17 protein-coding genes are annotated in these 21,023 nt (G+C 66.0%); 3 read left to right on the top strand and 14 right to left on the bottom strand.

Annotated elements, in window-relative coordinates:
* Positions 1 to 275: 275 nt before the first annotated feature.
* The 4 genes from N7I30_RS17045 to N7I30_RS17060 form a co-directional block, all read right to left on the bottom strand.
* Positions 276 to 1,829, bottom strand: a complete 1,554-nt coding sequence (locus N7I30_RS17045) for a peroxidase family protein (RefSeq protein WP_498640390.1) — start codon at positions 1,827 to 1,829, stop codon at positions 276 to 278.
* Positions 1,830 to 2,084: 255 nt separating this feature from the next.
* Positions 2,085 to 4,034 carry an acetate--CoA ligase gene (gene acs, locus N7I30_RS17050; RefSeq protein ID WP_498640392.1) on the bottom strand — a complete coding sequence of 650 codons (1,950 nt, stop codon included), beginning with the start codon at positions 4,032 to 4,034 and terminating at the stop codon, positions 2,085 to 2,087.
* A 126-nt stretch (positions 4,035 to 4,160) separates the two neighbouring features.
* Positions 4,161 to 4,556, bottom strand: coding sequence for a DUF1761 domain-containing protein (locus N7I30_RS17055; protein ID WP_370194497.1), 396 nt, complete (start codon positions 4,554 to 4,556; stop codon positions 4,161 to 4,163).
* Positions 4,557 to 4,695: 139 nt separating this feature from the next.
* Positions 4,696 to 5,370, bottom strand: a complete 675-nt coding sequence (locus N7I30_RS17060; RefSeq protein WP_498640395.1) for a YggS family pyridoxal phosphate-dependent enzyme — start codon at positions 5,368 to 5,370, stop codon at positions 4,696 to 4,698.
* A gap of 172 nt (positions 5,371 to 5,542) precedes the next feature.
* Between N7I30_RS17060 and leuS the strand changes: the two genes are divergently transcribed.
* From leuS to holA, 3 genes are all read left to right on the top strand, one after another.
* Entirely contained in the window at positions 5,543 to 8,161 is a 2,619-nt protein-coding gene (gene leuS / locus N7I30_RS17065) for a leucine--tRNA ligase (RefSeq protein WP_498640397.1), read from the top strand.
* Positions 8,148 to 8,696, top strand: coding sequence for a hypothetical protein (locus N7I30_RS17070; RefSeq protein WP_024352208.1), 549 nt, complete (start codon positions 8,148 to 8,150; stop codon positions 8,694 to 8,696). The genes leuS and N7I30_RS17070 overlap by 14 nt, the downstream gene beginning before the upstream one ends.
* A gap of 75 nt (positions 8,697 to 8,771) precedes the next feature.
* Positions 8,772 to 9,812 (top strand): DNA polymerase III subunit delta, encoded by a 1,041-nt coding sequence (gene holA / locus N7I30_RS17075; RefSeq protein ID WP_498640399.1) that lies wholly within the window; start codon positions 8,772 to 8,774, stop codon positions 9,810 to 9,812.
* 105 nt (positions 9,813 to 9,917) lie between these two features.
* Here holA and N7I30_RS17080 read toward each other — a convergent pair whose 3' ends face one another.
* The 10 genes from N7I30_RS17080 to hemE all read right to left on the bottom strand — a co-directional run bounded on the left by N7I30_RS17080 (position 9,918) and on the right by hemE (position 20,569).
* On the bottom strand, positions 9,918 to 10,898 hold the full coding sequence (locus tag N7I30_RS17080; RefSeq protein WP_498640401.1) for a ParB/RepB/Spo0J family partition protein: 981 nt from the start codon (positions 10,896 to 10,898) through the stop codon (positions 9,918 to 9,920).
* A gap of 95 nt (positions 10,899 to 10,993) precedes the next feature.
* Positions 10,994 to 11,779, bottom strand: a complete 786-nt coding sequence (locus N7I30_RS17085) for a ParA family protein (protein ID WP_373279299.1) — start codon at positions 11,777 to 11,779, stop codon at positions 10,994 to 10,996.
* Positions 11,780 to 11,886: 107 nt separating this feature from the next.
* The gene (gene rsmG / locus N7I30_RS17090; protein WP_498640403.1) at positions 11,887 to 12,609 is read right to left on the bottom strand and encodes a 16S rRNA (guanine(527)-N(7))-methyltransferase RsmG; all 723 of its coding nucleotides are present in this window, start codon (positions 12,607 to 12,609) and stop codon (positions 11,887 to 11,889) included.
* A complete protein-coding gene (gene mnmG / locus N7I30_RS17095) occupies positions 12,599 to 14,467 on the bottom strand; it encodes a tRNA uridine-5-carboxymethylaminomethyl(34) synthesis enzyme MnmG (RefSeq protein ID WP_498640405.1) in 1,869 nt (622 codons plus the stop codon). Before mnmG ends, rsmG begins: the two co-directional genes overlap by 11 nt.
* A gap of 111 nt (positions 14,468 to 14,578) precedes the next feature.
* Positions 14,579 to 16,000, bottom strand: a complete 1,422-nt coding sequence (gene mnmE / locus N7I30_RS17100; RefSeq protein ID WP_498640407.1) for a tRNA uridine-5-carboxymethylaminomethyl(34) synthesis GTPase MnmE — start codon at positions 15,998 to 16,000, stop codon at positions 14,579 to 14,581.
* A 67-nt stretch (positions 16,001 to 16,067) separates the two neighbouring features.
* The gene (locus tag N7I30_RS17105; protein ID WP_498640409.1) at positions 16,068 to 16,544 is read right to left on the bottom strand and encodes a YbaK/EbsC family protein; all 477 of its coding nucleotides are present in this window, start codon (positions 16,542 to 16,544) and stop codon (positions 16,068 to 16,070) included.
* A gap of 155 nt (positions 16,545 to 16,699) precedes the next feature.
* Positions 16,700 to 17,959 (bottom strand): transcription termination factor Rho, encoded by a 1,260-nt coding sequence (rho, locus tag N7I30_RS17110; RefSeq protein ID WP_024352216.1) that lies wholly within the window; start codon positions 17,957 to 17,959, stop codon positions 16,700 to 16,702.
* 291 nt (positions 17,960 to 18,250) lie between these two features.
* A complete protein-coding gene (locus tag N7I30_RS17115) occupies positions 18,251 to 18,793 on the bottom strand; it encodes a gluconokinase (protein ID WP_498640411.1) in 543 nt (180 codons plus the stop codon).
* A 108-nt stretch (positions 18,794 to 18,901) separates the two neighbouring features.
* Positions 18,902 to 19,405 carry a protoporphyrinogen oxidase HemJ gene (gene hemJ / locus N7I30_RS17120; protein WP_024352218.1) on the bottom strand — a complete coding sequence of 168 codons (504 nt, stop codon included), beginning with the start codon at positions 19,403 to 19,405 and terminating at the stop codon, positions 18,902 to 18,904.
* Between the two features lie 144 nt (positions 19,406 to 19,549).
* Positions 19,550 to 20,569 (bottom strand): uroporphyrinogen decarboxylase, encoded by a 1,020-nt coding sequence (hemE, locus tag N7I30_RS17125; RefSeq protein WP_024352219.1) that lies wholly within the window; start codon positions 20,567 to 20,569, stop codon positions 19,550 to 19,552.
* Positions 20,570 to 21,023: the final 454 nt, after the last annotated feature.

A 21,023-nucleotide genomic window follows, 5' to 3' on the forward strand; every position in this document is an offset into this window, starting at 1 on the left:
AGGCCGCTCCCTTTCGGAAGCGGCCCCGTGATGAACGTCAGCCGGCGGTCGTCGAAGACCGTATCACGGCATCCGCAATTCTCAGGCGAAGCGAGGAGGCTGCTCCGTCGAACCACCGAGAATCATAGACCCAACCGGCTTCAGATTATCACTCGACATTGGATCACCTCCTTCCACTTCGTTGAACACATGAGAAGTATGGGAACCCAACGCCTTGGGCGCAAGAGGGTTTTTCGCCCCCGCCTCCCCCCGGCATGGTTCGCGCAAGCCTGAGCTCAGCCGACCGGGTTCACGTCTCCCACGAAGTTCAGGAGATCCACCATCGTGAACTCGCCCGGATTGGCGGACGGCAGTACCGGCTTCCAGTTCGACCGTAGCCACATGAAGGATTCGTGGTCGCCATGGACAAGGCCGAGGAAGGTCTCGGCGATGATCGTACTGCCGACGGGGCCGAGGCGACGCCCGTCATGCATGACGCTTGCCTCCTTCAGGATGTAGTACCAGAGCGGCGATGCCTTGTGCATGCCGTGTGCGGCGGCGGCCGCACCATCGTCCCCGCTGTTCGCGATGTCGGACGGAGACAGCAGGTCGGCCCCCATCGCGCGGGCAATGTCCTGACCGCTCGGCAGCAGCACCTGCACCCCGCGCTTGAGGTTGCGGAACGCCAGTTGCGCATGCCGGCCTTGCTCCCCCGGCAGGGAATGCAGGGCCGGAACGATGAACGGGTCGAGCCTGCGGGTCTGGTTGACCTTGAAGTTCGGCTCCGGCGCCGTCCCGAAGTCGTAGAACCGCCGCCAGTCGATGACCCAGTTGGACGGCAGATGGGCCTGTGCACCGCCCGGCGCGTTGGGAAAATCGGCCGGATCGGCCTGGGCGGCGAGATCGCCGATGATCGCGCCGGATTTGCCGGTGAAGGTGAACAGCAATCCGAGGCTTCCCGGCGCCACGCCACCGTCGCGGAAGACGCGATTGTGGTCGTAGGTCTCGCGCACCATCGAGTGCCCGAGACGATAGGCGGCGGCTCCGAACTCGGCCGGGATGTAGGGCCGGGTCTTGAAGCGGTAGAAGCGCCGCCCCCTCTCGCGGATCTTGTCGATCAGTCCCTTCTCGGTGAGGCGCTCCACCAGATCGTAGAGAACGATCCACTGGTAGTGCCATTGCGCCAGACGCCGCGCCTCCTCGAAGGTCTCGCCGCCATCGAGACCCGGCCGTGTCTGCCCGAGCCAGTCGACGATCGCATTGTGGAATTTCAGGAAGGCCAGATGGGTCTGGGCGACCAGCAGGTTCTCGTCGTTGCGCTCGTCGCCGATCAACGCCCGACCGACCGTGTTGCGGGGCAGGTCGTTCGGCAGTTCCCCTATGTTGCCGCCATCGGGATCGAAGGACTCGGTTGCCTTGCCGATCAGCAGCTTCGGGGTCTGCCGGCCGCGCAGGTCGCGCTGATACATGAAGGGCGCAAGCGCCGGTCCCGGCCCATAGAGAGAATCGAGATCGAGCGCCGGCGTGCGGAAATTCTGAGTGGCCAGCGGGTCCGCAGTCTGCTGGTCCAGCGGTGTCAGATCGAGGGTGATGTCGTGATCGACGAATTGCCCGAGATAGGTGAAGCCGCCGGGAATGTCAGGATTGTCGCCGGCCGTGTCGGTCGGCGCGGCGTCCTTCATGGCCGTTCCGAGATCGAACAGCGGATCGTCGTCGATGATCAGCGGCTCGAGCTTGGGAAACATCCGGCCGAACTTGCCGGGATCGGCATGCCCGTCCAGCGCTTGGAGCGAACGGGCGCTCATCTCGCGCGTTCCGCGACCATGCAACATCTTGATGATATGGGTCATGTCCGTCGTCTCCGAGCAAATGGCCTCGGATCAGAAGGTCAACGGATCGATTGCGCAGAACGCCGATGATGCCGATATCTGTGGCTGCCAGACAAAACAATCACTGAATAAGTGTTCGCCCGCGACGAATGAATTCATTGAATACGCGATCGATGCAGTCAGTTCTTCTGTCCTGACGAAACATACCACGACCTTACGCTAAGTCAAAACAGCGCAGGTCGCGCCGGCCGGCATCGCTGCCGGCCGGCCTGGCAGTCACCCCTTGCGGTTCTGGCGGTGCTCGACGAGGTCGTCGACGACGCCCGGATCGGCGAGGGTCGAGGTGTCGCCGAGGGCGCCGAAATCGTCCTCGGCGATCTTGCGCAGGATGCGGCGCATGATTTTGCCCGAGCGGGTCTTCGGCAGGCCCGGCGCGAACTGGATCTTGTCCGGCGAGGCAATCGGGCCGATCTCGTTGCGCACATGGGCGACGAGTTCCTTCTGCAGCGCCTCGGACGGCTCCTCGCCCTCCATCAGCGTGACATAGCAGTAGATGCCCTGCCCCTTGATGTCGTGCGGATAGCCGACGACCGCCGCTTCCGAGACCTTGGCATGGGAGACCAGCGCCGATTCCACCTCGGCGGTGCCCATGCGATGGCCCGAGACGTTGATGACGTCGTCGACGCGGCCGGTGATCCACCAATAGCCGTCGGCGTCGCGCCGTGCCCCGTCGCCGGTGAAGTACTTGTTCGGATAGGTCGAGAAATAGGTCTGCTCGAAGCGCTCGTGGTCGCCATAGACCGTGCGCATCTGGCCCGGCCAGGAATCGGTGATGCACAGATTGCCGTCATTGGCGCCGTCCAACACCGTGCCGACATTGTCGACGAGCTGCGGCTGCACGCCGAAGAACGGCCGTGTCGCCGAGCCGGGCTTGAGGTCCGTGGCGCCGGGCAGAGGCGTGATCAGGATGCCGCCGGTCTCGGTCTGCCACCAGGTATCGACCACCGGCGAGCGCTCGTCGCCCACGACCCGGTAGTACCAGCTCCAGACCTCCGGATTGATCGGCTCGCCAACCGTGCCCAGCACCTTCAGGCTGGCGCGCGAGGTCTTGGTCACCATCTCGTCGCCAGCCCCCATCAGCGAGCGGATCGCCGTCGGCGCGGTGTAGAAGATGTTGACCTTGTGCTTGTCGATCACCTGCCAGAAGCGCGACGCGTCCGGATAGTTGGGCACGCCCTCGAACATCAGCGTCGTCGCGCCGTTGGCGAGCGGCCCGTAGACGATGTAGCTGTGGCCGGTCACCCAGCCGACATCCGCCGTGCACCAGTAGACGTCGCCGTCATGGTAGTCGAAGACGTATTCGTGGGTCATCGAGGCGTAGACGAGATAGCCGCCCGAGGTGTGCAGCACGCCCTTCGGCTTGCCGGTCGAGCCCGACGTGTAGAGGATGAACAGCGGGTCCTCGGCCTGCATCTCGGCCGGCGGGCAATCGGCGGAGACCGCCTCGCGCGCCTCGTGCCACCACACGTCGCGCCCGTCCTGCCAGGCCACCTCGCCGCCGGTGCGCTGGATCACCAGCATGGTCTTGACCGTCTGGCCGGCCTTCTCGGCGATCTCGCAGGCCCGGTCGGCATTCTTCTTCAGCGGCACCTTGCGGCCCCCGCGCAGACCCTCGTCGGCAGTGATCAGCACATCCGATTGCGCGCCCTCGATCCGGCCGCCCAGCGCGTCCGGCGAGAACCCGCCGAACACCACCGAATGGATCGCCCCGATCCGGGCACAGGCCAGCATGGCATAGGCCGCCTCGGGCACCATCGGCATGTAGATGGTGACCCGGTCGCCTTTCCGGACGCCGCGATCCTTCAGGACATTGGCCATGCGCGACACCTCCTCGTGGAGCTGCCGGTAGGTGATCACCTTGGAATCGGCCGGGTCGTCCCCCTCCCAGAGGATGGCCGTCTGGTCGCCGCGGGTTTCCAGATGCCGGTCGATGCAATTGGCGGCGACGTTGAGCGTGCCGTCCTCGAACCAGCGGATGTCGATATTGCCGGGTGCGAAGGAGGTGTTCTTCACCCGCTCATAGGGCTTGATCCAGTCGAGGCGCTTGCCGTGCTCGCCCCAGAAGCCGTCCGGGTCCTCGACGCTGCGACGGTACCAGTCCTGGTACTGATCGTCCGTCAGCTTCGCCCGCGCCTTCCACTCGTCCTTGACGTGGATCGTGCTCATGCTTTCGCCTCCCGCAGTATCGCCGGAACAGGTCCGGCATTTGGAGGCAATCTAGGGTGAAAGCGCCGGAAGGGTCCAGTTCGCCGCTGTCATACTTTCGCGGGGCAAGGGCACGCGGCGCACCGCCTAGCCGAACAGGCCGATGGTCACACTCATGATGACCAGGACACCGAGCCAGTGCCCGGCATTCAGATAGGTTAGCCGGCGCGGCCGGGCTTCGTAGGAGTGATCGACGACCATCGCGGTGAGAACGAAACCAGCCCAGGCGAGAATACCGGTGATCAGCGCGTTGCCGACGGTGACCGGACCGATATGACCGACCAGCCCCGCCAGGACGCCGGCCATCACCAGTTCGGCGATGAAGACGATCGCCAGCGGACCGGGTTTCAGCGCCGGTCGGCCCTCATAGCCGCTCGCCGTCATCCAGGATTTCTCGAGAGCGCGGTGCCAGCCGAAACCGAAGGCAAATGCGAGGAGGGCGGCGATCAGCACGCCGAGCGGGCTGAAGTTGGAAAATCCCATGGCGTGATCCTTCGCTGGCCTTGGCAATCCTGCCCGTAACGAGCGAAGCCGCCGGCGGTTTCATGCGGTGGCGAAGACAACGCCGCTCGACGGTTTGCCTGGCGGACCCCAGCCGGTGAGGGCAGGGGAGCCTGGAACCTCAGCCATAGTCACGGGCGCCAAAGATCGCCGAGCCGACGCGCACGGAGGTGGCGCCGAAGCCGATGGCGATCTCGTAGTCGCCCGACATGCCCATCGACAGCTTCTCCACCCCGGCCTCGGCGGCGATCTTCTCCAGCAGCGCGAAATGCGGCCCCGGCTTCTCGTCGGCCGGCGGAATGCACATCAGCCCCTCGATCGTCAGGCCATGCTCGCTGCGGCAACGCTCGACGAACGTCACGGCCTCCGTCGGCGCGATGCCGGCCTTCTGGTCTTCCTCGCCGGTGTTGACCTGCACATAGAGGCGGGGATGGCGGTCCTGCTTGGCCATCTCCTTGGCGAGTTCTTTTGCGATCTTCTCGCGGTCAACGCTCTCGATCACGTCGAACAGCGCCACCGCCTCGCCGGCCTTGTTCGACTGCAGCGGCCCGATCAGCCGCAATTCGATGTCCGGGAAGCGTTCGCGCAGCGCCGGCCATTTGGCCTTGGCCTCCTGCACCTTGTTCTCGCCGAAGATCCGCTGGCCGGCTTCCAGCACCGGCAGGATCGTCTCGGCGTCATGGGTCTTGGACACCGCCACGAGGGCCACCGCGTCGTCCGCGCGCCCTGCCTCCCGCGCGGCCCGCGCAATCGCCTGTCGCACCGTCTCCAGCCGCTCCAGCAGCGCTTCGTTCATGCCGTCTCCTTCCGGTGGGCCGTCAGCGCCGCACCTGCATCACTATCGCCGCAATCGGCGGAATTTCCGCCCCGTCATGTTGAACGCAGGCGTGACAACAGAGTAAGTCAAGCCGCATCCCCCATTCGCCTGCCGGTCGAGATCCGGCGGGACCAGCATCCCGATCGGCCGCATGACCACAGAACGCTACAATCCCCGCGCATCCGAACCTCGCTGGCAGACCGCCTGGAACGAGGCGAAGCTGTTCGAGACCCAGACCGACGCGCCGGGCGAAAAGTACTACGTCCTCGAGATGTTTCCCTATCCCTCGGGCCGCATCCATATGGGCCATGTGCGCAATTATGCCATGGGCGACGTGGTCGCGCGCTACCGCCGGGCCAAGGGTTTCAACGTGCTGCATCCGATGGGCTGGGACGCCTTCGGCATGCCGGCCGAGAACGCCGCGATGCAGAACAAGGTGCATCCGCGCGAATGGACCTACCAGAACATTGCGACCATGCGCGGCCAGTTGAAGTCGATGGGTCTGTCGCTGGACTGGTCGCGTGAATTCGCGACCTGCGACGTAGAATACTACCATCGCCAGCAGATGCTGTTCCTCGACTTCCTGGCCAAGGGCCTGGCCTATCGCAAGAAGTCCAAGGTCAATTGGGATCCGGTCGACATGACCGTGCTCGCCAACGAGCAGGTGATCGACGGCAAGGGCTGGCGTTCGGGCGCCGATGTCGAGCAGCGCGAACTGACCCAGTGGTTCTTCCGCATCACCGATTTCGCCGACGACCTGCTCTCGGCCCTCGACCATCTGCCGGGCTGGCCGGAGAAGGTCCGGCTGATGCAGAAGAACTGGATCGGCAAGTCCGAGGGCCTGCTGGTGCGCTGGGCGCTGGACGCCGCAACGAAGCCCGAGGGCTTCGACGACGTCACCGTGTTCACGACGCGGCCCGACACGCTGTTCGGCGCCTCCTTCGTGGCCGTCGCCGCCGACCATCCGCTGGCCGCCAGGGCCGCCGAGACCAATCCCGAGCTGCAGGGCTTCATTGCCGAATGCCGGCGTCAGGGCACCTCCGCCGCGGCGCTGGAGACGGCCGAGAAGAAGGGCATGCCGACGGGGATTTCCGTCACCCATCCCTTCGACCCGGAATGGAAGCTGCCGGTCTATGTCGCGAATTTCGTGCTGATGGATTACGGCACCGGCGCGGTCTTCGGCTGCCCGGCCCATGACCAGCGCGATCTCGACTTCGCCCGCAAATACGATTTGCCGGTACGCGCCGTCGTCTTGCCCCAGGGCGCCGATGCCGAGACCTTCGATGTCGGCACCGAGGCCTATGTCGGCGACGGTACGATCTGCCGCTCGGACTTCCTCGACGGCCTGTCGCCGGACGCCGCCTTCGACGCCGTCGCCGAGCGGCTGGAGGCCACCACGCTGAACGGCCGGCCCCAGGCCGAGCGCCAAATCAATTTCCGCCTGCGCGACTGGGGCATCTCGCGCCAGCGCTATTGGGGCTGCCCGATCCCGGTCCTGCATTGCGAGGCCTGCGGTGTCGTGCCGGAAGCCCGCGAGAACCTGCCGGTGAAGCTGCCGGACGACATCGATTTCGAAAAGCCCGGCAATCCGCTGGACCGCCATCCGACCTGGCGCGACGCCACCTGCCCGCAATGCGGCGGCAAGGCGAAGCGCGAGACCGACACGATGGACACCTTCGTCGATTCCTCGTGGTATTTCGCCCGTTTCACGGCGCCGCAGGCGCATGAGCCGACCGATCCGCAGGCCGCCAATGCCTGGCTGCCGGTCGACCAGTATATCGGCGGCATCGAGCACGCGATCCTGCATTTGCTCTATTCGCGTTTCTTCGTGCGGGCGATGCGCGAATGCGGCCATGTCGCTCTCGACGAGCCCTTCAAGGGCCTGTTCACGCAGGGCATGGTGGTCCACGAGACCTATCGCGACGGCCGCGAATGGGTCGCTCCGGTGGACGTGGCGATCGCCGAAGGCGAGGGGACCCGCACCGCGACGCGCCTGTCGACCGGCAGCCCGATCGAGATCGGCGGCATCGAGAAGATGTCGAAGTCGAAGAAGAACGTCGTCGACCCGGACGACATTATTGCCTCTTACGGCGCCGACACGGCCCGCTGGTTCATGCTGTCGGATTCGCCGCCGGACCGCGACGTGATCTGGACCGAGGCCGGCGTCGAGGGCGCCCACCGCTTCGTCCAGCGCCTGTGGCGCCTCGTCTCCGAGACCGCGCCGCGTATTGCCGGTGCCGACGCCAGCCCGCAGAGCGAGGACGAGGCGGTGCTGACCATCCGCCGCGCCGCCCACCGCGCCGCGGCCGGCGTCGCCGACGACATCGAGCGCCTCGGCTTCAACAAGGCCGTCGCCCGCATCTACGAACTGGTCAACACGCTGGCCGCGTCGGTCTCCGGTGTCGCGGCCGACAGCGACCCGGCGTTGAAGGCCGCGGCCCGCGAAGCGCTGACCATCCTGGTGCGCCTGATCGCCCCGATGATGCCGCATCTGGCCGAGGAATGCTGGACGACCCTGGGCATGATGGGTCTCGCCGCAGCGGCCCCTTGGCCCGACGTCGACCCGGCGCTCCTGAAGGACGACAGCATCACCATGCCGGTCCAGATCAACGGCAAGAAGCGCGGCGACTTGACCGTACCGGCTTCGGCCGGCAAACCTGATATCGAACAGGCGGCGCTGGCGCTCGACGTCGTGCAGGCAGCGCTGGCCGGCAATTCGCCGAAGCGCGTCGTGGTCGTCCCCGGGAGAATCGTCAATGTCGTTCTTTGATGCGGGCCGGCCTCGCGCTCTCGCGGCGCTCTGTCTCCTCGCCGGTGGCCTTGCCCTGTCGGGCTGCACCGGGCGGCCGCTTTATGCCGGCGGCCTGACCACCGATGTCATGGCGCCGGACGGGCAGCTCGTCTCCCTGCGCGGGCGGATCGCCGTCTCCGAAGCCGGCAATCGCACCATCCAGATCGTCCGCAACGCCCTGTTGTTCCGGTTGAACCAGGGCACGCGGGTGAGTGAGCCGCTCTATACCGTCGCCCTCAGCGGCAGCGGCAGCGAGATCGGCATCGCGGTCGAGCCGGGCGGGCAGGCGGCGGCGTCGCTCTACTACATGAGCGCCAGCTACACCCTGACCCGGAACTCCGACGGCACCGTACTGGCCACCGGCACGCGCACCGAGACGGTGCCCTTCGACCGCACCGGCCAGCTCTATCAGAGCCAGCGGGCGGTGATCGACGCGCGCGACCGGGCCGGCAAGGCCGTCGCCGGACAGATCGAACTGGAAATTGCCCGTGCGCTGACCAAGGCCGGCGTGTAGACACGTCCCCAGGCGAAACGCCGGCAGGGCAGGCGGTCCAAGGCGGCCCCCTGCCGGCGCAACAGGGACCTTTTCATGGCGCAGAAGAAACCCGGCGAGGTCGAGGCGTTCCTGTCGCGGCCCGACTTCTCCTATCCGGTCATCCTCCTCTACGGCCCCGATCCCGGCCTCGTCTCCGAGCGTTCCGAGAAGGTCGCCGAGCTCTCCGGCGTCGACCGCAGCGATCCCTTCGCCGCCGTAACGCTGGCCGCCGACGAGCTGGAGAAGGACATCGGCCGCCTCTATGACGAGGCGCAGACCGTCTCGATGTTCGGCGGCACCCGCCTCATCCGCGTGCGCGGCGCGGGCAATGGCAAGTCCCTGGCCGAAGCCGTGGCGGAGCTCTCGGCAAAGAAGCTCGACGGCGCCATCGTCATTCTGGAAGCCGGCGATCTCAAGAAGAGCTCGGCCCTGCGGGCCAATGCCGAGCGCGGCAAGTTCGCCATCGCCTTGCCCTGCTACCAGGACGAGGGGCGGGCGATCGACAAGATGATCGACGAGGAGATGCGCGAGAGCGGTCTGACCATCGGCCGCGAGGCGCGGGACGAATTGCGCGCGCGCCTCGGCGCCAACCGCATCGCCTCACGGGGCGAGATCCGCAAGCTCTGCCTCTACGCGCTGGGAACGTCATCGGTGACCGAGGAAGACGTGCGCGCCATTGTCGGTGACGTCTCGGCCGATACGCTGGAAGAGACCATTGATGCCGCGGCCAGCGGCGAGGTGCGGCGGTTGCCGCATTTGATCGACCGGCTGGTCTCGGCCGGCACCGCCACCTTCCAGCTTCACCAGCAGCTCTTGCGCTATTTCCAGCAATTGCAGACCATGCGGGAGATGGTCGAGAAGGGCGGCGAGCCCGTCGGCCGCGTGGTCGAGCGGCGCCGCCCCCACTTCCGACGCAAGCACGCCATGGAGGTCGCCCTTTCGGCCTGGCCGCTCGACGCGATCACAATCATCCTGCAGCGAATCGACGCCGATATCCTGGCCAGCCGCAAGGAAGGCGGGCTGGCGCTGACGATCACCCGCCAGACCCTGCTCGACGTCGCCGTCGAAGCGGCCCGTCTCCGCACGCGCCACTGATTCACGGATCATCGCGGCGGAATAGCCAGCCAAGACAGCACCTTACCCGCGTACGCAGCAGCCATACGCGGGATGTTTCACGTGAAACGTGGCGTCCGCACCTTGCTACAGATCGCGCGTACGCGCCGTCTCGGAGCCGCGCTGGACCCGCGTCTGGAGGAGACCGCAAATTTCGTCGAGCTGCTCCAGATCGGCATATTCGATCCGGATCGACCCGCCTTCGCCCTTGACGTCGATCTCGACCGGCATGCCCAGAAGCTCGGCCAGCAGCCGCTCCAGCGCCAGTGCGTCAGAATCCTTCTCGGGCGCGGGCTTCGGCGGGCTCTTGCCGCCGGACGCCTTCTTGGGCTTCGCGGTCTCACCCGCCGCAGGCTGGCGCGCCAGCTCCTCGGCCTCGCGCACGCTGAGGCCGCGCGAAACGATCTGCTTGGCCACGGACACCGGGTCCTCGGCCGTGACGACCGTGCGCGCCGCGCCCGGCGACAGCGTCCCGCTGGCCACCATTGTGCGGACTTCCTCGGGAAGCTTCAGAAGCCGCAGCGTATTCGCCACATGGCTGCGGCTCTTGCCCAGCACATCGGCGAGATCGGCCTGGGTATAGCCATGCTCGTTGATCAGCATCTCGTAGCCCAGCGCTTCCTCGACCGCGTTGAGGTCAGCGCGCTGAACGTTCTCGATGATGGCGATTTCCAGCGACTGGCGGTCGCCGATCTCGCGCATGACAACCGGAACTTCGGTGAGCCCCGCGGCGCGCGCGGCCCGCCAGCGGCGCTCGCCGGCGACGATCTCGAAACCGTCCGGCACGCCGGGCCGCGGCCGCACCAGCAGCGGCTGCACGACGCCGTGATTGCGCACAGACGCCGTCAGATCGTCGAGATCGGCCTCATGGAAGGTGCGCCGCGGATTGTTCGGATTCGGCGAAATCGCGTCGATCGGAATATGGCGCTCGGCCGGGATGGCCGGCGGTGCCGGCTGCTCGGCCTGGGCACCGAAACCCTGGCCGGGACGGGCAGGGGCGGATGCACCGGCCCCGATCAGCGAGGCGAGTCCACGCCCGAGACGCTGGCGCGACTTGTCTTCGTTCATCTTGGTCTCCCCGTTCCTCGGCGCGCCCGCGCCATCCCCGTCCGTTGCATCGGGGTTTCCGCCCGCCCTTCCGTGATCGCCATATCGGAAGTTGTTCATGCTGCCTGCAGCCCGCGTTCGCGCTGGATGATTTCCGAGGCCAGCCGGATATAGGCCTGGCTGCCCGGACATTTCATGTCGTAGAGGATCGCCGGCTTGCCGAAGGACGGCGCTTCGGAAACCCGCACATTGCGCGGGATGATCGTCTCGTAGACATGGTCGCCCATATAGGATCGCACGTCCCGCACCACCTGCGCGGCCAGATTGTTGCGACCGTCATACATGGTCAGCACAATGCCATGCAGGTCGAGCGTCGGGTTCAGCGAATCCCGGACCTGCTCGACCGTCTGCAGGAGCTGGCTGAGGCCTTCGAGTGCGAAGAACTCGCACTGCAGCGGCACGAGGATGGAATCGGCCGCGGCCATGGCGTTGATGGTCAGGAGGTTCAGCGACGGCGGGCAGTCGATCAGCACGAAGTCGAATTGCGGCGTCTCGACCTGGTGGAAATGCAGCGCGTCGCGCAGCCGGTAGGCGCGCCCAGTCGCACCGGCGATCTCCATCTCGAGGCCGAGAAGGTCCAGCGTCGACGGGATCAGGCTGAGATTGGGCACGGCCGTCGGCATGGCGGCCTCGGTGATCGAGGATGCCTCGGTCAGGACGTCGTAGGACGACACTTCGCGATTGTCGCGATCGACGCCCAGCCCGGTCGAGGCGTTGCCCTGGGGATCGAGGTCGATCAGCAGCGCACGCTTGCCGATCGCGGCCAGCGCCGTCGCAAGGTTGATGGCGGTGGTCGTCTTGCCGACCCCGCCCTTCTGATTTGCAATCGTGATGATCCGCATCGGCTGTCCGCTCATCGCATCCATCGATCCGCTCCCGCTCCGCCATCGAGCGGTGTCGGCTGCCGACCGGAGAGGACCGGTCCCGTCTCCGCCTGGGCTGCCGCCGCTCAGCGCGGCGCGATCTCGTCGATCTCGAGGACGACAGATCCGTCATCGAGGCTCGATTCATGCTTTATCATGCTGAATCGCCAATGGGCAGTCGCCGCATTAATTTCCTGTTCATGGTTGCGCCCCTTCTGGAAGAAGCAGCGCGTATCGACGCGGATATGCGGCGCCACAAGGGCGAAAAGCTCCGTCAACGATGCCAGCGCCCTGGCGGTCACGATATCGGCCTTGGCGAGCACGGCGCCGCAATCCTCGATCCGCGCCGCATGGGCCGTTCCGGTGAGGCCCAGATCGCGCTGAACCGCCCGCAGGAAGGCGATCTTCTTGCTGTTCGCCTCGACGAGATCGGCGCTGAGGCCGGGACGCACGGCGGCGATCACCAGTCCGGGCAGGCCCGCCCCCGAGCCCAGATCCACGCAGAAGCGGGCTTCGGGCAGAAGCCGCTCGAGGGCCAGCGAATCAGCGATGTGGCGGGACCAGACATCACCGATCGTCGCTGGAGCGACGAGGTTCATGCGGGTCTGCCATTCGGTCAGCAACGCAACGTAGCGGTCAAGTCGCTCGAGCGTTTCACGTGAAACATTATGTGTGGACAGGAACTCCGCCCGTCCGCGCTCCTGCGCGGCTGCCACATCGGCCGGACGCGGCTTCGGGGCCGACCGCGGCTTGTTCACCGGGCGTACGTAAGGCCTCGCCGGCTTTTCCGAATCACGGTCACGCCGCATGGGAGATCTCCACCCGGCGCAACGCGACCAGAATGATCGCCAGGGCGGCGGGGGTCATCCCGTCGATGGCCTCGGCCTCAGCAATCGACCCCGGGCGCCGGTCCGTCAGCTTCTGACGCAGTTCGTTGGAAAGGCCGACCATCGCCATATAGTTGAGATCCGCGGGGAGGGCCCGCTTCTCGTCCCGGCGCAGCCGCTCCTGGTCCTTGCGCTGACGGTCGAGATAGACGTCGTAAGCCGCTTCGATCTCGATCCGCTCCCGGATCTGACCGGAAAATTCGGCAAGCTCCGGCCAGACAATGGCGAGCCGATCCAGATCGACATCGGTCTGGGACAGGAGCTGCCAGGCCGACCGGCGACGGCCGTCGAGATTGACCGGCAGGCCATGACGCTGGGCTTCCGACGGCGTCAGGGTCGATGCTTCCAACCGCGTGCGCGCTGCTTCCAGCGCGGCTTCGCTCGTCTCGAACACCGTGCGGCGCTCGTCATCGATGATGCCCAGCGACAGGCCAAGCGGGGTCAGCCGCCGGTCGGCATTGTCGGCACGCAGCGACAACCGGAACTCGGCCCGCGACGTGAACATGCGATAGGGCTCCGAGACCCCAGTCCGGGTGAGATCGTCGATCATCACGCCGATATAGGCGTCGGCCCGGCCGATGGTGACGGCCACACTGCCGGCGGCCAGCATGGCCGCGTTCAGGCCGGCGATCAGCCCCTGTGCGGCAGCTTCCTCATAGCCGGTCGTGCCATTGATCTGGCCGGCCAGGAACAATCCTTCGGCGCGGCGCACGGCCAGCCGACGGTCGAGTTCACGCGGATCGACATGGTCGTATTCGATGGCATAGCCGGGCTTGCGCAGTTCGACCCGCTCAAGGCCGGGGATCGACCGCAGGAAGAGTGTCTGAACGTCCTCCGGCAACGAGGTCGACAGGCCATTCGGATAGATGGTGTCGTCGTCGAGGCCCTCCGGCTCCAGGAAGATCTGGTGACCGTCGCGATCGCCGAACTTGACGATCTTGTCCTCGATCGACGGGCAGTAGCGCGGACCGTTGCCGGCGATCTGTCCGGAGTACAGCGCCGAACGTCCGAGATTGTCGCGGATGATCGCGTGGGTCTCCGGCGTCGTCCGGGTGATCCCGCAATCGATCTGGCGATTGGCGATGGTCGTCGTCAGATAGGAGAAGGGCACCGTGACGTCGTCCGGCGCCTGACGGTCGAGACCGGCCCAGTCGATGGTGCGGCCGTCGAGCCGCGCCGGCGTGCCGGTCTTCAAACGGCCAAGCGTCAGTCCCAGGCGGCTGAGCGTTCCTGACAGGCCGGTCGAGGGGTCTTCGCCCATCCGACCGGCGGGGATCTTCTGGTCGCCGATATGGATCAGGCCGGAGAGAAATGTCCCGGTCGTCAGGACCACGGCGCGGCAGCTCATCGTCCGGCCGTCACCGAGAACGATCCCGGTGACCCGGTTCGCGTCGTCGAGGGTCAGATCGGCAACATCGCCCTCGATCACCTCAAGGCCCGACTGGGCACGAATGGCGGCCTGCATCGCCTCGCGATAGAGGCGGCGATCGGCCTGGGTGCGCGGGCCGCGCACGGCGGGTCCCTTGCGGCGGTTGAGCAGGCGAAACTGGATGCCGGCAGCATCGGCGACCTGGCCCATCAATCCGCCGAGCGCATCGATCTCGCGGACGAGGTGGCCCTTGCCGATCCCGCCAATGGCGGGATTGCAGCTCATCGCCCCGATTGTGTCGAAGCGGTGGGTGACGAGAGCAGTGCGGGCACCGGCGCGCGCGGCCGCGCTGGCCGCTTCGCAGCCCGCATGACCGCCGCCGATGACGACGACATCGAAAGAGTGTTCCATGGCGATGGGTAAAGACTGCGCCGTGCGGATCTGTCAATCCGGGCAACGTTGCGACGTAACGAAACCGGGTTCAGTGCGCCCTGTGGGCACTGGCCCGGTGTTCCACGTGAATCATTTGCCGATACAGAACTCGGAAAAGATGACTTCCAGCAAATCCTCGACCCCGACCTGCCCGGTGAGCGCGCCAAGCCGATGGCTGGTCCGGCGCAGGATCTCGGCGCGCACCTCCGCCGGCATGTCGGCCGCGGCCTGGAATTCGGTCAGAAGCCGCAATGCATCGCCGATCAGTTCCCGGTGGCGCGTGCGGGCAGGAACAACATCGTCGGGATCGCCCACGGCCGCCGCGGCGATATTCGCGATCCGGTCGACCAGGTCGGCGAGCCCTTCGCCGGTGCGGGTGGAGATCGCAAGATCGCAGCCGGGGTCGTGGAGTGGAGCGCCGCCGGTCAATTCGTCCTGATCGATCTTGGTGCGGATGGTCAGGATCGGCCGGGTGGATGCGGGCTGATCTTCGGGCGTCTCGTCCGGTGCTGGTTCCTGACCGGCAAGCATCAGCGGGTGTTTCACGTGAGTCATCAGCCCGCTCAGCCATTCCAGCGTCGTCGGGCCGGCATGCGGATCCACCAGCGCCAGGACGAGATCGGCCTCATCCATCGCCGCGCGCGCCCGCTCGATGCCCATCGCCTCGATCCGGTCGGCGGTTTCGCGGATGCCGGCGGTGTCCGAGAAGCGCACGGGGATGCCGCCGAGATCGAGGGTCGCCTCAATGACGTCTCGCGTGGTGCCGGGGATTTCCGTGACGATGGCGACCTCCCGGTCGGCGAGCGCATTCAGAAGGCTCGACTTGCCGGCATTGGGCGCGCCGACGATCGCCACCTTGAAGCCTTCGCGCAGGATCTCGCCGCGGTCGGCCTTGGCGAGATGCGTCCGCATGGCCTCGGCGATCACGGCCACCTGCCGCTCCACACCGCTGGCAACGTCGTCATCCACATCGCCTTCATCGGCAAAGTCGAAGGACGCCTCGATCATCGCCCGGGCATTGGTGAGATCGCGCATCCAGCCCTCGTAGAGGGCGCGCAGGGCGCCGCCGGCCTGGGCGACGGCCATGCGGCGCTGGGCCTCCGTGCTGGCTGCCAGGAGGTCGGCGAGGCCCTCGGCTTCGGTCAGGTCGATCTTACCATTCTCGAAGCCGCGCCGGGTGAACTCGCCTGCCGCTGCCAGACGCACGCCGGGAATGCTTGTCGCCGCATCCAGGAAGGCCGCCACGACGGCGCGCCCGCCATGCAGGTGGAATTCGACCAGATCCTCGCCGGTGACGCTGCCCGGGCCCGGGAAGAACAGCGCGATGCCCCGGTCGATCGTCCGGTCGGCGGCGTCGCGGAAGCGGCGCAGGCTGGCGCGGCGCTCCGGTGGCACCGATCCCGCCAGGCGCTCCATGACCCCTCGTGCGGCCGCACCGCTGACGCGCACGACGGCGACCCCGGCGGGCAGGGCGCCGGAGGAAAGGGCGGCGATGGTGTCGCTATGGGTCAAGCGGGGCCTCGATGGGCTCGATTCAGATGGTTGCGGGTTCAATGGCGAGCCGGGGCTGGACTGGGCCTCAGGCGACCCGAAAGATCACCGCGCCGGTCGCGCTGCGCAATTGCAGCGGCACGACTTCGAAGACATGCTTCGGCGTACCGGCCGCGGCCCACACAGCCGCATGCTGGAAGAGGTCCTCGTCCATATAGACGGAGAGCTCTGCCGTTGCACCGAGCGGCGAGACGCCGCCTATGGCAAAGCCGGTCGCGGAGCGGACGAAATCCGCGTCGGGGCGCTCAAGGGCCTCGCCTATGGTCTGGGCCGCCAATGCCTCGTCGACCCGATTGGCGCCGGATACCAGCAGCAGATAGGCCTTGCCGGTGTCCTTGCCGCGGAAGACCAGCGACTTGACGATCTGGCCGACACTGGCGCCGACCGCCTGGGCCGCCTCCTCGGCCGAGCGCGCAGAGCTGCGCGTTTCGACCACGGAAATCTTCAGTCCCTTGTCGATTGCCGCTGCCTCGACCCGTGCCACGGCTGCCGGTATCTCTCCCATTGTCATCCTCCCCCGATGCGTCTTGCCGTTTTCGGACCGGCGCGGAGCGGAATCAAGAGGCCTTTCGCGTGGCTCCTGTGCTGATGCGCGCTCCATACGAAAACGGCGACCGCTAGAGGTCGCCGTTTCACGTGAATCATGCCCTCGGCGTTCGATCAGGTGTTCATCTGATCGAAGAAATCGGCATTGGTCTTGGTCTGCTTGAGCTTGTCATTGAGGAACTCGATCGCGTCGGTCGTGCCCATCGGCGACAAGATACGGCGCAAGACGAAGATCTTCTGCAGATCCGCCTTCGGAACCAGGAGGTCCTCCTTGCGGGTGCCGGACTTGAGGATGTCCATGGCCGGGTAGATCCGCTTGTCGGCGACCTTGCGGTCAAGGACAATTTCCGAATTGCCGGTGCCCTTGAACTCCTCGAAGATGACCTCGTCCATGCGGCTGCCGGTATCGATCAGCGCCGTCGCGATGATGGTCAGCGAACCGCCTTCCTCGATATTGCGCGCCGCGCCGAAGAAGCGCTTCGGCCGCTGCAGGGCGTTGGCGTCGACACCACCGGTCAGCACCTTGCCGGAGGAGGGAACGACCGTGTTGTAGGCGCGACCGAGACGGGTGATCGAATCGAGGAGGATGACCACGTCGCGGCCGTGCTCGACCAGGCGCTTGGCCTTCTCGATGACCATTTCGGCGACGGCCACATGGCGCTGCGCCGGCTCGTCGAAGGTCGAGGAAACGACCTCCCCGCGCACCGAGCGCTGCATGTCGGTGACTTCCTCGGGCCGCTCGTCGATCAACAGAACGATGAGGTAGCACTCGGGATGGTTGGCCGTGATCGAATGGGCGATGTTCTGGAGCAGCACCGTCTTGCCGGTGCGCGGCGGGGCGACGATCAGGCCGCGCTGGCCTTTGCCGAGCGGCGCGACCAGATCGATCACCCGGGCCGACATGTCCTTCTTGCCGGTGGGCTCGTCGAGCTCCATCTTGAACCGCTCGTCGGGATAGAGCGGCGTCAGATTGTCGAAGTGGCTCTTGTAGCGGATCTTCTCCGGATTGTCGAAGTTGATCGTGTTGACTTTCAGAAGAGCGAAGTAACGCTCGCCTTCCTTGGGACTACGGATCGGGCCTTCGACAGTATCGCCGGTCTTCAACTGAAACTTGCGGATCTGCGACGGCGAGACATAGATGTCGTCGGGGCCCGGAAGATAGTTCGCCTCGGGTGAGCGCAGGAACGCGAAACCGTCCTGCAGGATCTCGACGACGCCTTCGCCGATGATCTCGACTTCCTGCGCCGCAAGCTGCTTGAGAATTGCAAACAGCAATTCCTGCTTGCGCAGCACGGAGGCGTTCTCGACGTCGTTCTCTTCGGCAAACGCGATCAGTTCCGGCGCGCTCTTGTTCTTCAGGTCCTGAAGTTTCATTCGGGAAAGGCTCTTTACGGGGTTCGTCCGGAAAGTTCTTCCAGACAATCAAGGCGGAGATGGGAAAACGCTGGGCCGGAAACGCGAACTGGTCTGCGGCGGGGGATCGACGCGGCGGAAACGTCGCGCATCGCCCAAAGGCGGGATGTAGGCGCTACACATAGACCGACAATCCCGGCAGCGCAAGGCGTTCGGCGACGTGTGGTGGTCGCGGCGAGGACGTCCGGGCGAAGGGCCTTCCGCACGCGGTCCGTGTCGGAGGCAGCAAGGATCAGCAGCGGCGGCGGCGGATCAGTCTCTTTCCGGGGCGGGCTTCAGTCGGAGCGCCCGCAACGCCGTTGCCACGACCTCGTCCGCCGGCAGATCGACGGACACCACGATTCCGTCCTCGTCGACCTGCAGCGGCTCGAGCGTGTCGAACTGCGACTTCAACAGGGACACCGGCATGAAGTGGCCCTGCCGGGTCGCCATGCGCCGGCCGACCAGATCGGGGGTGGCGGTCAGGCAGACGAAGCGCACGCGCGCATCGGCTTCGCGCAGGAGATCGCGATAGCTGCGCTTCAGGGCCGAACAGGTGACGACGGTGGACCGCCCGGCATGAGCCTCAGCGCTGATCCAGTCGCGGATGGACGCCAGCCAGGGTGCCCGGTCGGCATCGTCAAGCGGTGTGCCGGATTCCATCTTGGCAATATTGGCGGCGGGGTGAAACTCGTCCGCCTCGGCATAGGGCCAGGCCAGCATTTCGGCGAGGCCCGCCGCGGTGGTCGTCTTGCCGACGCCGGCGGGTCCCATCACCACGAGGCACGTTGGCCGGTCCATCTGCGTATCAGTCATCGATCCCTCGGGGCACGGTCGGCGTCGCGGCAGGCGATACGATTGCGACGACCCGTTTCGCACGGGTTTTGAGAAGAATGCGTCCAGCGTGACAGCATAAGACAGGGATCAGAACGGTTTCACCACGACGAGGATGACGATCACGATCAACAGGACGGTCGGCACCTCGTTCATGATCCGCCAATGGCGCGACGGCTTGGTGTTGGCGTCATTGGCAAAGCGGCGCACCGAAGCTGAGAAATAGCCGTGAACGCCGGACATCAGCACGACCAGTGCGATCTTGGCGTGCAGCCAGCCATTGCCGCCGGAAAACCAGCCGCCCCTCACCGCCAGCCAGAGGCCGGCGACCCAGGTCACGATCATCGCCGGGTTGATGATCGCCTTGAGCAGCCGCCGCTCCATGATCTTGAAGGTCTCGGACTGGGGCGTGCCGGTCGCAGCGTCCGCGTGATAGACGAACAGCCGCGGCAGATAGAGCATGCCCGCCATCCAGGCGATCACCGCCAGGATGTGCAGCGTCTTCATCCACAACAGGGCTTCCACCGGCACCAGCCAGAACACGGCGGTGATCACGGCGGCCATGACGGCGAGGGCGATAATGGCCTTCTTCATGCAACGATCCTTCGAGGCTGATGCAGCGTGCCTTCACTGAATGACGCCCGGGACGAGAGACCGGCGGCAGAGGGCCCCGCGACATAACCCGAAGCCCGCAGGCTTCCAAGTCCGGCGCGAGGCGCATGCCGCACAGCGAGGAACCTAGCCGCGGATGCGCTTCAACAACGCCTCGACATGGGCGATCGGCGCATCCGGGGTGATGCCGTGGCCGAGATTGAAGATCAGGGGCCCGTCACCCAGCCCTTCCAGGATCCGGTCGACGCCCTCGTCCAGCGCCTTGCCGCCGGCAATCAGCCGCAGCGGATCGAGATTGCCCTGGATCGCGCCTTCGGTCTGCAGCGCGCGCGCCTGGTCCATCGGCACCGTCCAGTCGAGACCGACGGCATTGACGCCGGTCTTCTGGCGATAGCCGTTCAGCAGCGAACCCGCGCCCTTGGCAAAGCCGATGATCTTGGCGTCCGGCACTGCTGCGCGGACCTTCTCGACCATCCGCGCGACGGGCTTGACCGCATAGGCCTCGAAGGACGCCTCATCGAGAACGCCGGCCCAGGAATCGAAGATCTGGACGCAGTCGGCACCGGCCTGAAGCTGCCGGATCAGATAGTCGGCGCCCATCTCGGCGAGGAGATACAGAAGCTGCTCCATCTCGTCGGGATGGCGATAGCCGAACAGCCGTGCCGGCGCCTGGTCGGGCGTACCGTGGCCGGCGATCATGTAGGTCGCCACTGTCCAGGGCGCGCCGCAGAAGCCGATCAGCGACGTCTCTTCGGGCAGTTCCTTGCGCAGCCGCGCCACCGTCGCGATCACCGGTGCCAGATGCGTGTCGGCGCGGCTCGGATCGAGGCGGGCGATCTCGTCGGGGCGGATCGGCGTCAGCTTCGGTCCCTCGCCCTGCACGAAATGCAGGCCGCGATCGAGCGCGTCGGGGATGACTAGAATGTCGGAGAACAGGATCGCCGCGTCGAATCCGAAGCGTCGGATCGGCTGAAGCGTCACTTCCGTCGCAAAGTCGGGATTGTAGCAGAGCTCGAGGAAGCCCCCGGCCGTCTGACGGGTGGCCCGATATTCCGGGAGATAGCGACCGGCCTGCCGCATCAACCACACCGGAGGGGGGAAGATGCGTTCGCCTTCCAGGACACGGACAAGCTTGCGCGTCTTCATCAGGTCAGGGCTCCCATTAAAAAAGAAAGATTTCTTTCAGATGAGTCTTTTGATTCTATGACTCGGTGGATTGCAGGAATTCACAGGGTCCCGCCTAGATGGAGCCCTTAGCAGGATCGTCCACAGGCCGGAATGCCGCATCGTGTCGTCAGGGGACAATCCCAGGGACGATCGCCGGATCCGATCGGTCTATCAGCAGTTTGCGTCCTGACCCATTGGGCGCCCTGCCTGGGGATGAGTTTGGGATGACGCGGGACGAATCGCTTTTGTCCCCAGTCTTCCGCAATCGCCATGCCCAAGCGGATCCTGTCGCCAATTGTGGACAAGACAGGGGTTTGTCACCGGCCTGACGGATGGCGTCTCCGACCGGTCGACTACTCCCGCACAACCCACAGGCTGCGAAGAATCCCGGGAGGGAATCGGCTTCGCCCTTGTGCCGGTGGGGAGAATCGAG

The organism is Aurantimonas litoralis (assembly GCF_026153195.1).
GTDB classification, from domain to species: Bacteria; Pseudomonadota; Alphaproteobacteria; order Rhizobiales; family Rhizobiaceae; genus Aurantimonas; species Aurantimonas coralicida.

Coding starts and splice junctions, on each gene's coding strand:
- N7I30_RS17105 (WP_498640409.1), bottom strand. CDS start 16,544: ATGGGAGAGATACCGGCAGCCGTGGCACGGGTCGAGGCAGCGGCAATC.
- N7I30_RS17060 (WP_498640395.1), bottom strand. CDS start 5,370: ATGAACGAAGCGCTGCTGGAGCGGCTGGAGACGGTGCGACAGGCGATT.
- acs (WP_498640392.1), bottom strand. CDS start 4,034: ATGAGCACGATCCACGTCAAGGACGAGTGGAAGGCGCGGGCGAAGCTG.
- N7I30_RS17115 (WP_498640411.1), bottom strand. CDS start 18,793: ATGACTGATACGCAGATGGACCGGCCAACGTGCCTCGTGGTGATGGGA.
- N7I30_RS17085 (WP_373279299.1), bottom strand. CDS start 11,779: ATGCGGATCATCACGATTGCAAATCAGAAGGGCGGGGTCGGCAAGACG.
- mnmG (WP_498640405.1), bottom strand. CDS start 14,467: ATGGAACACTCTTTCGATGTCGTCGTCATCGGCGGCGGTCATGCGGGC.
- leuS (WP_498640397.1), top strand. CDS start 5,543: ATGACCACAGAACGCTACAATCCCCGCGCATCCGAACCTCGCTGGCAG.
- hemJ (WP_024352218.1), bottom strand. CDS start 19,405: ATGAAGAAGGCCATTATCGCCCTCGCCGTCATGGCCGCCGTGATCACC.
- rho (WP_024352216.1), bottom strand. CDS start 17,959: ATGAAACTTCAGGACCTGAAGAACAAGAGCGCGCCGGAACTGATCGCG.
- N7I30_RS17070 (WP_024352208.1), top strand. CDS start 8,148: ATGTCGTTCTTTGATGCGGGCCGGCCTCGCGCTCTCGCGGCGCTCTGT.
- N7I30_RS17045 (WP_498640390.1), bottom strand. CDS start 1,829: ATGACCCATATCATCAAGATGTTGCATGGTCGCGGAACGCGCGAGATG.
- hemE (WP_024352219.1), bottom strand. CDS start 20,569: ATGAAGACGCGCAAGCTTGTCCGTGTCCTGGAAGGCGAACGCATCTTC.
- N7I30_RS17080 (WP_498640401.1), bottom strand. CDS start 10,898: ATGAACGAAGACAAGTCGCGCCAGCGTCTCGGGCGTGGACTCGCCTCG.
- rsmG (WP_498640403.1), bottom strand. CDS start 12,609: ATGCGGCGTGACCGTGATTCGGAAAAGCCGGCGAGGCCTTACGTACGC.
- N7I30_RS17055 (WP_370194497.1), bottom strand. CDS start 4,556: ATGGGATTTTCCAACTTCAGCCCGCTCGGCGTGCTGATCGCCGCCCTC.
- holA (WP_498640399.1), top strand. CDS start 8,772: ATGGCGCAGAAGAAACCCGGCGAGGTCGAGGCGTTCCTGTCGCGGCCC.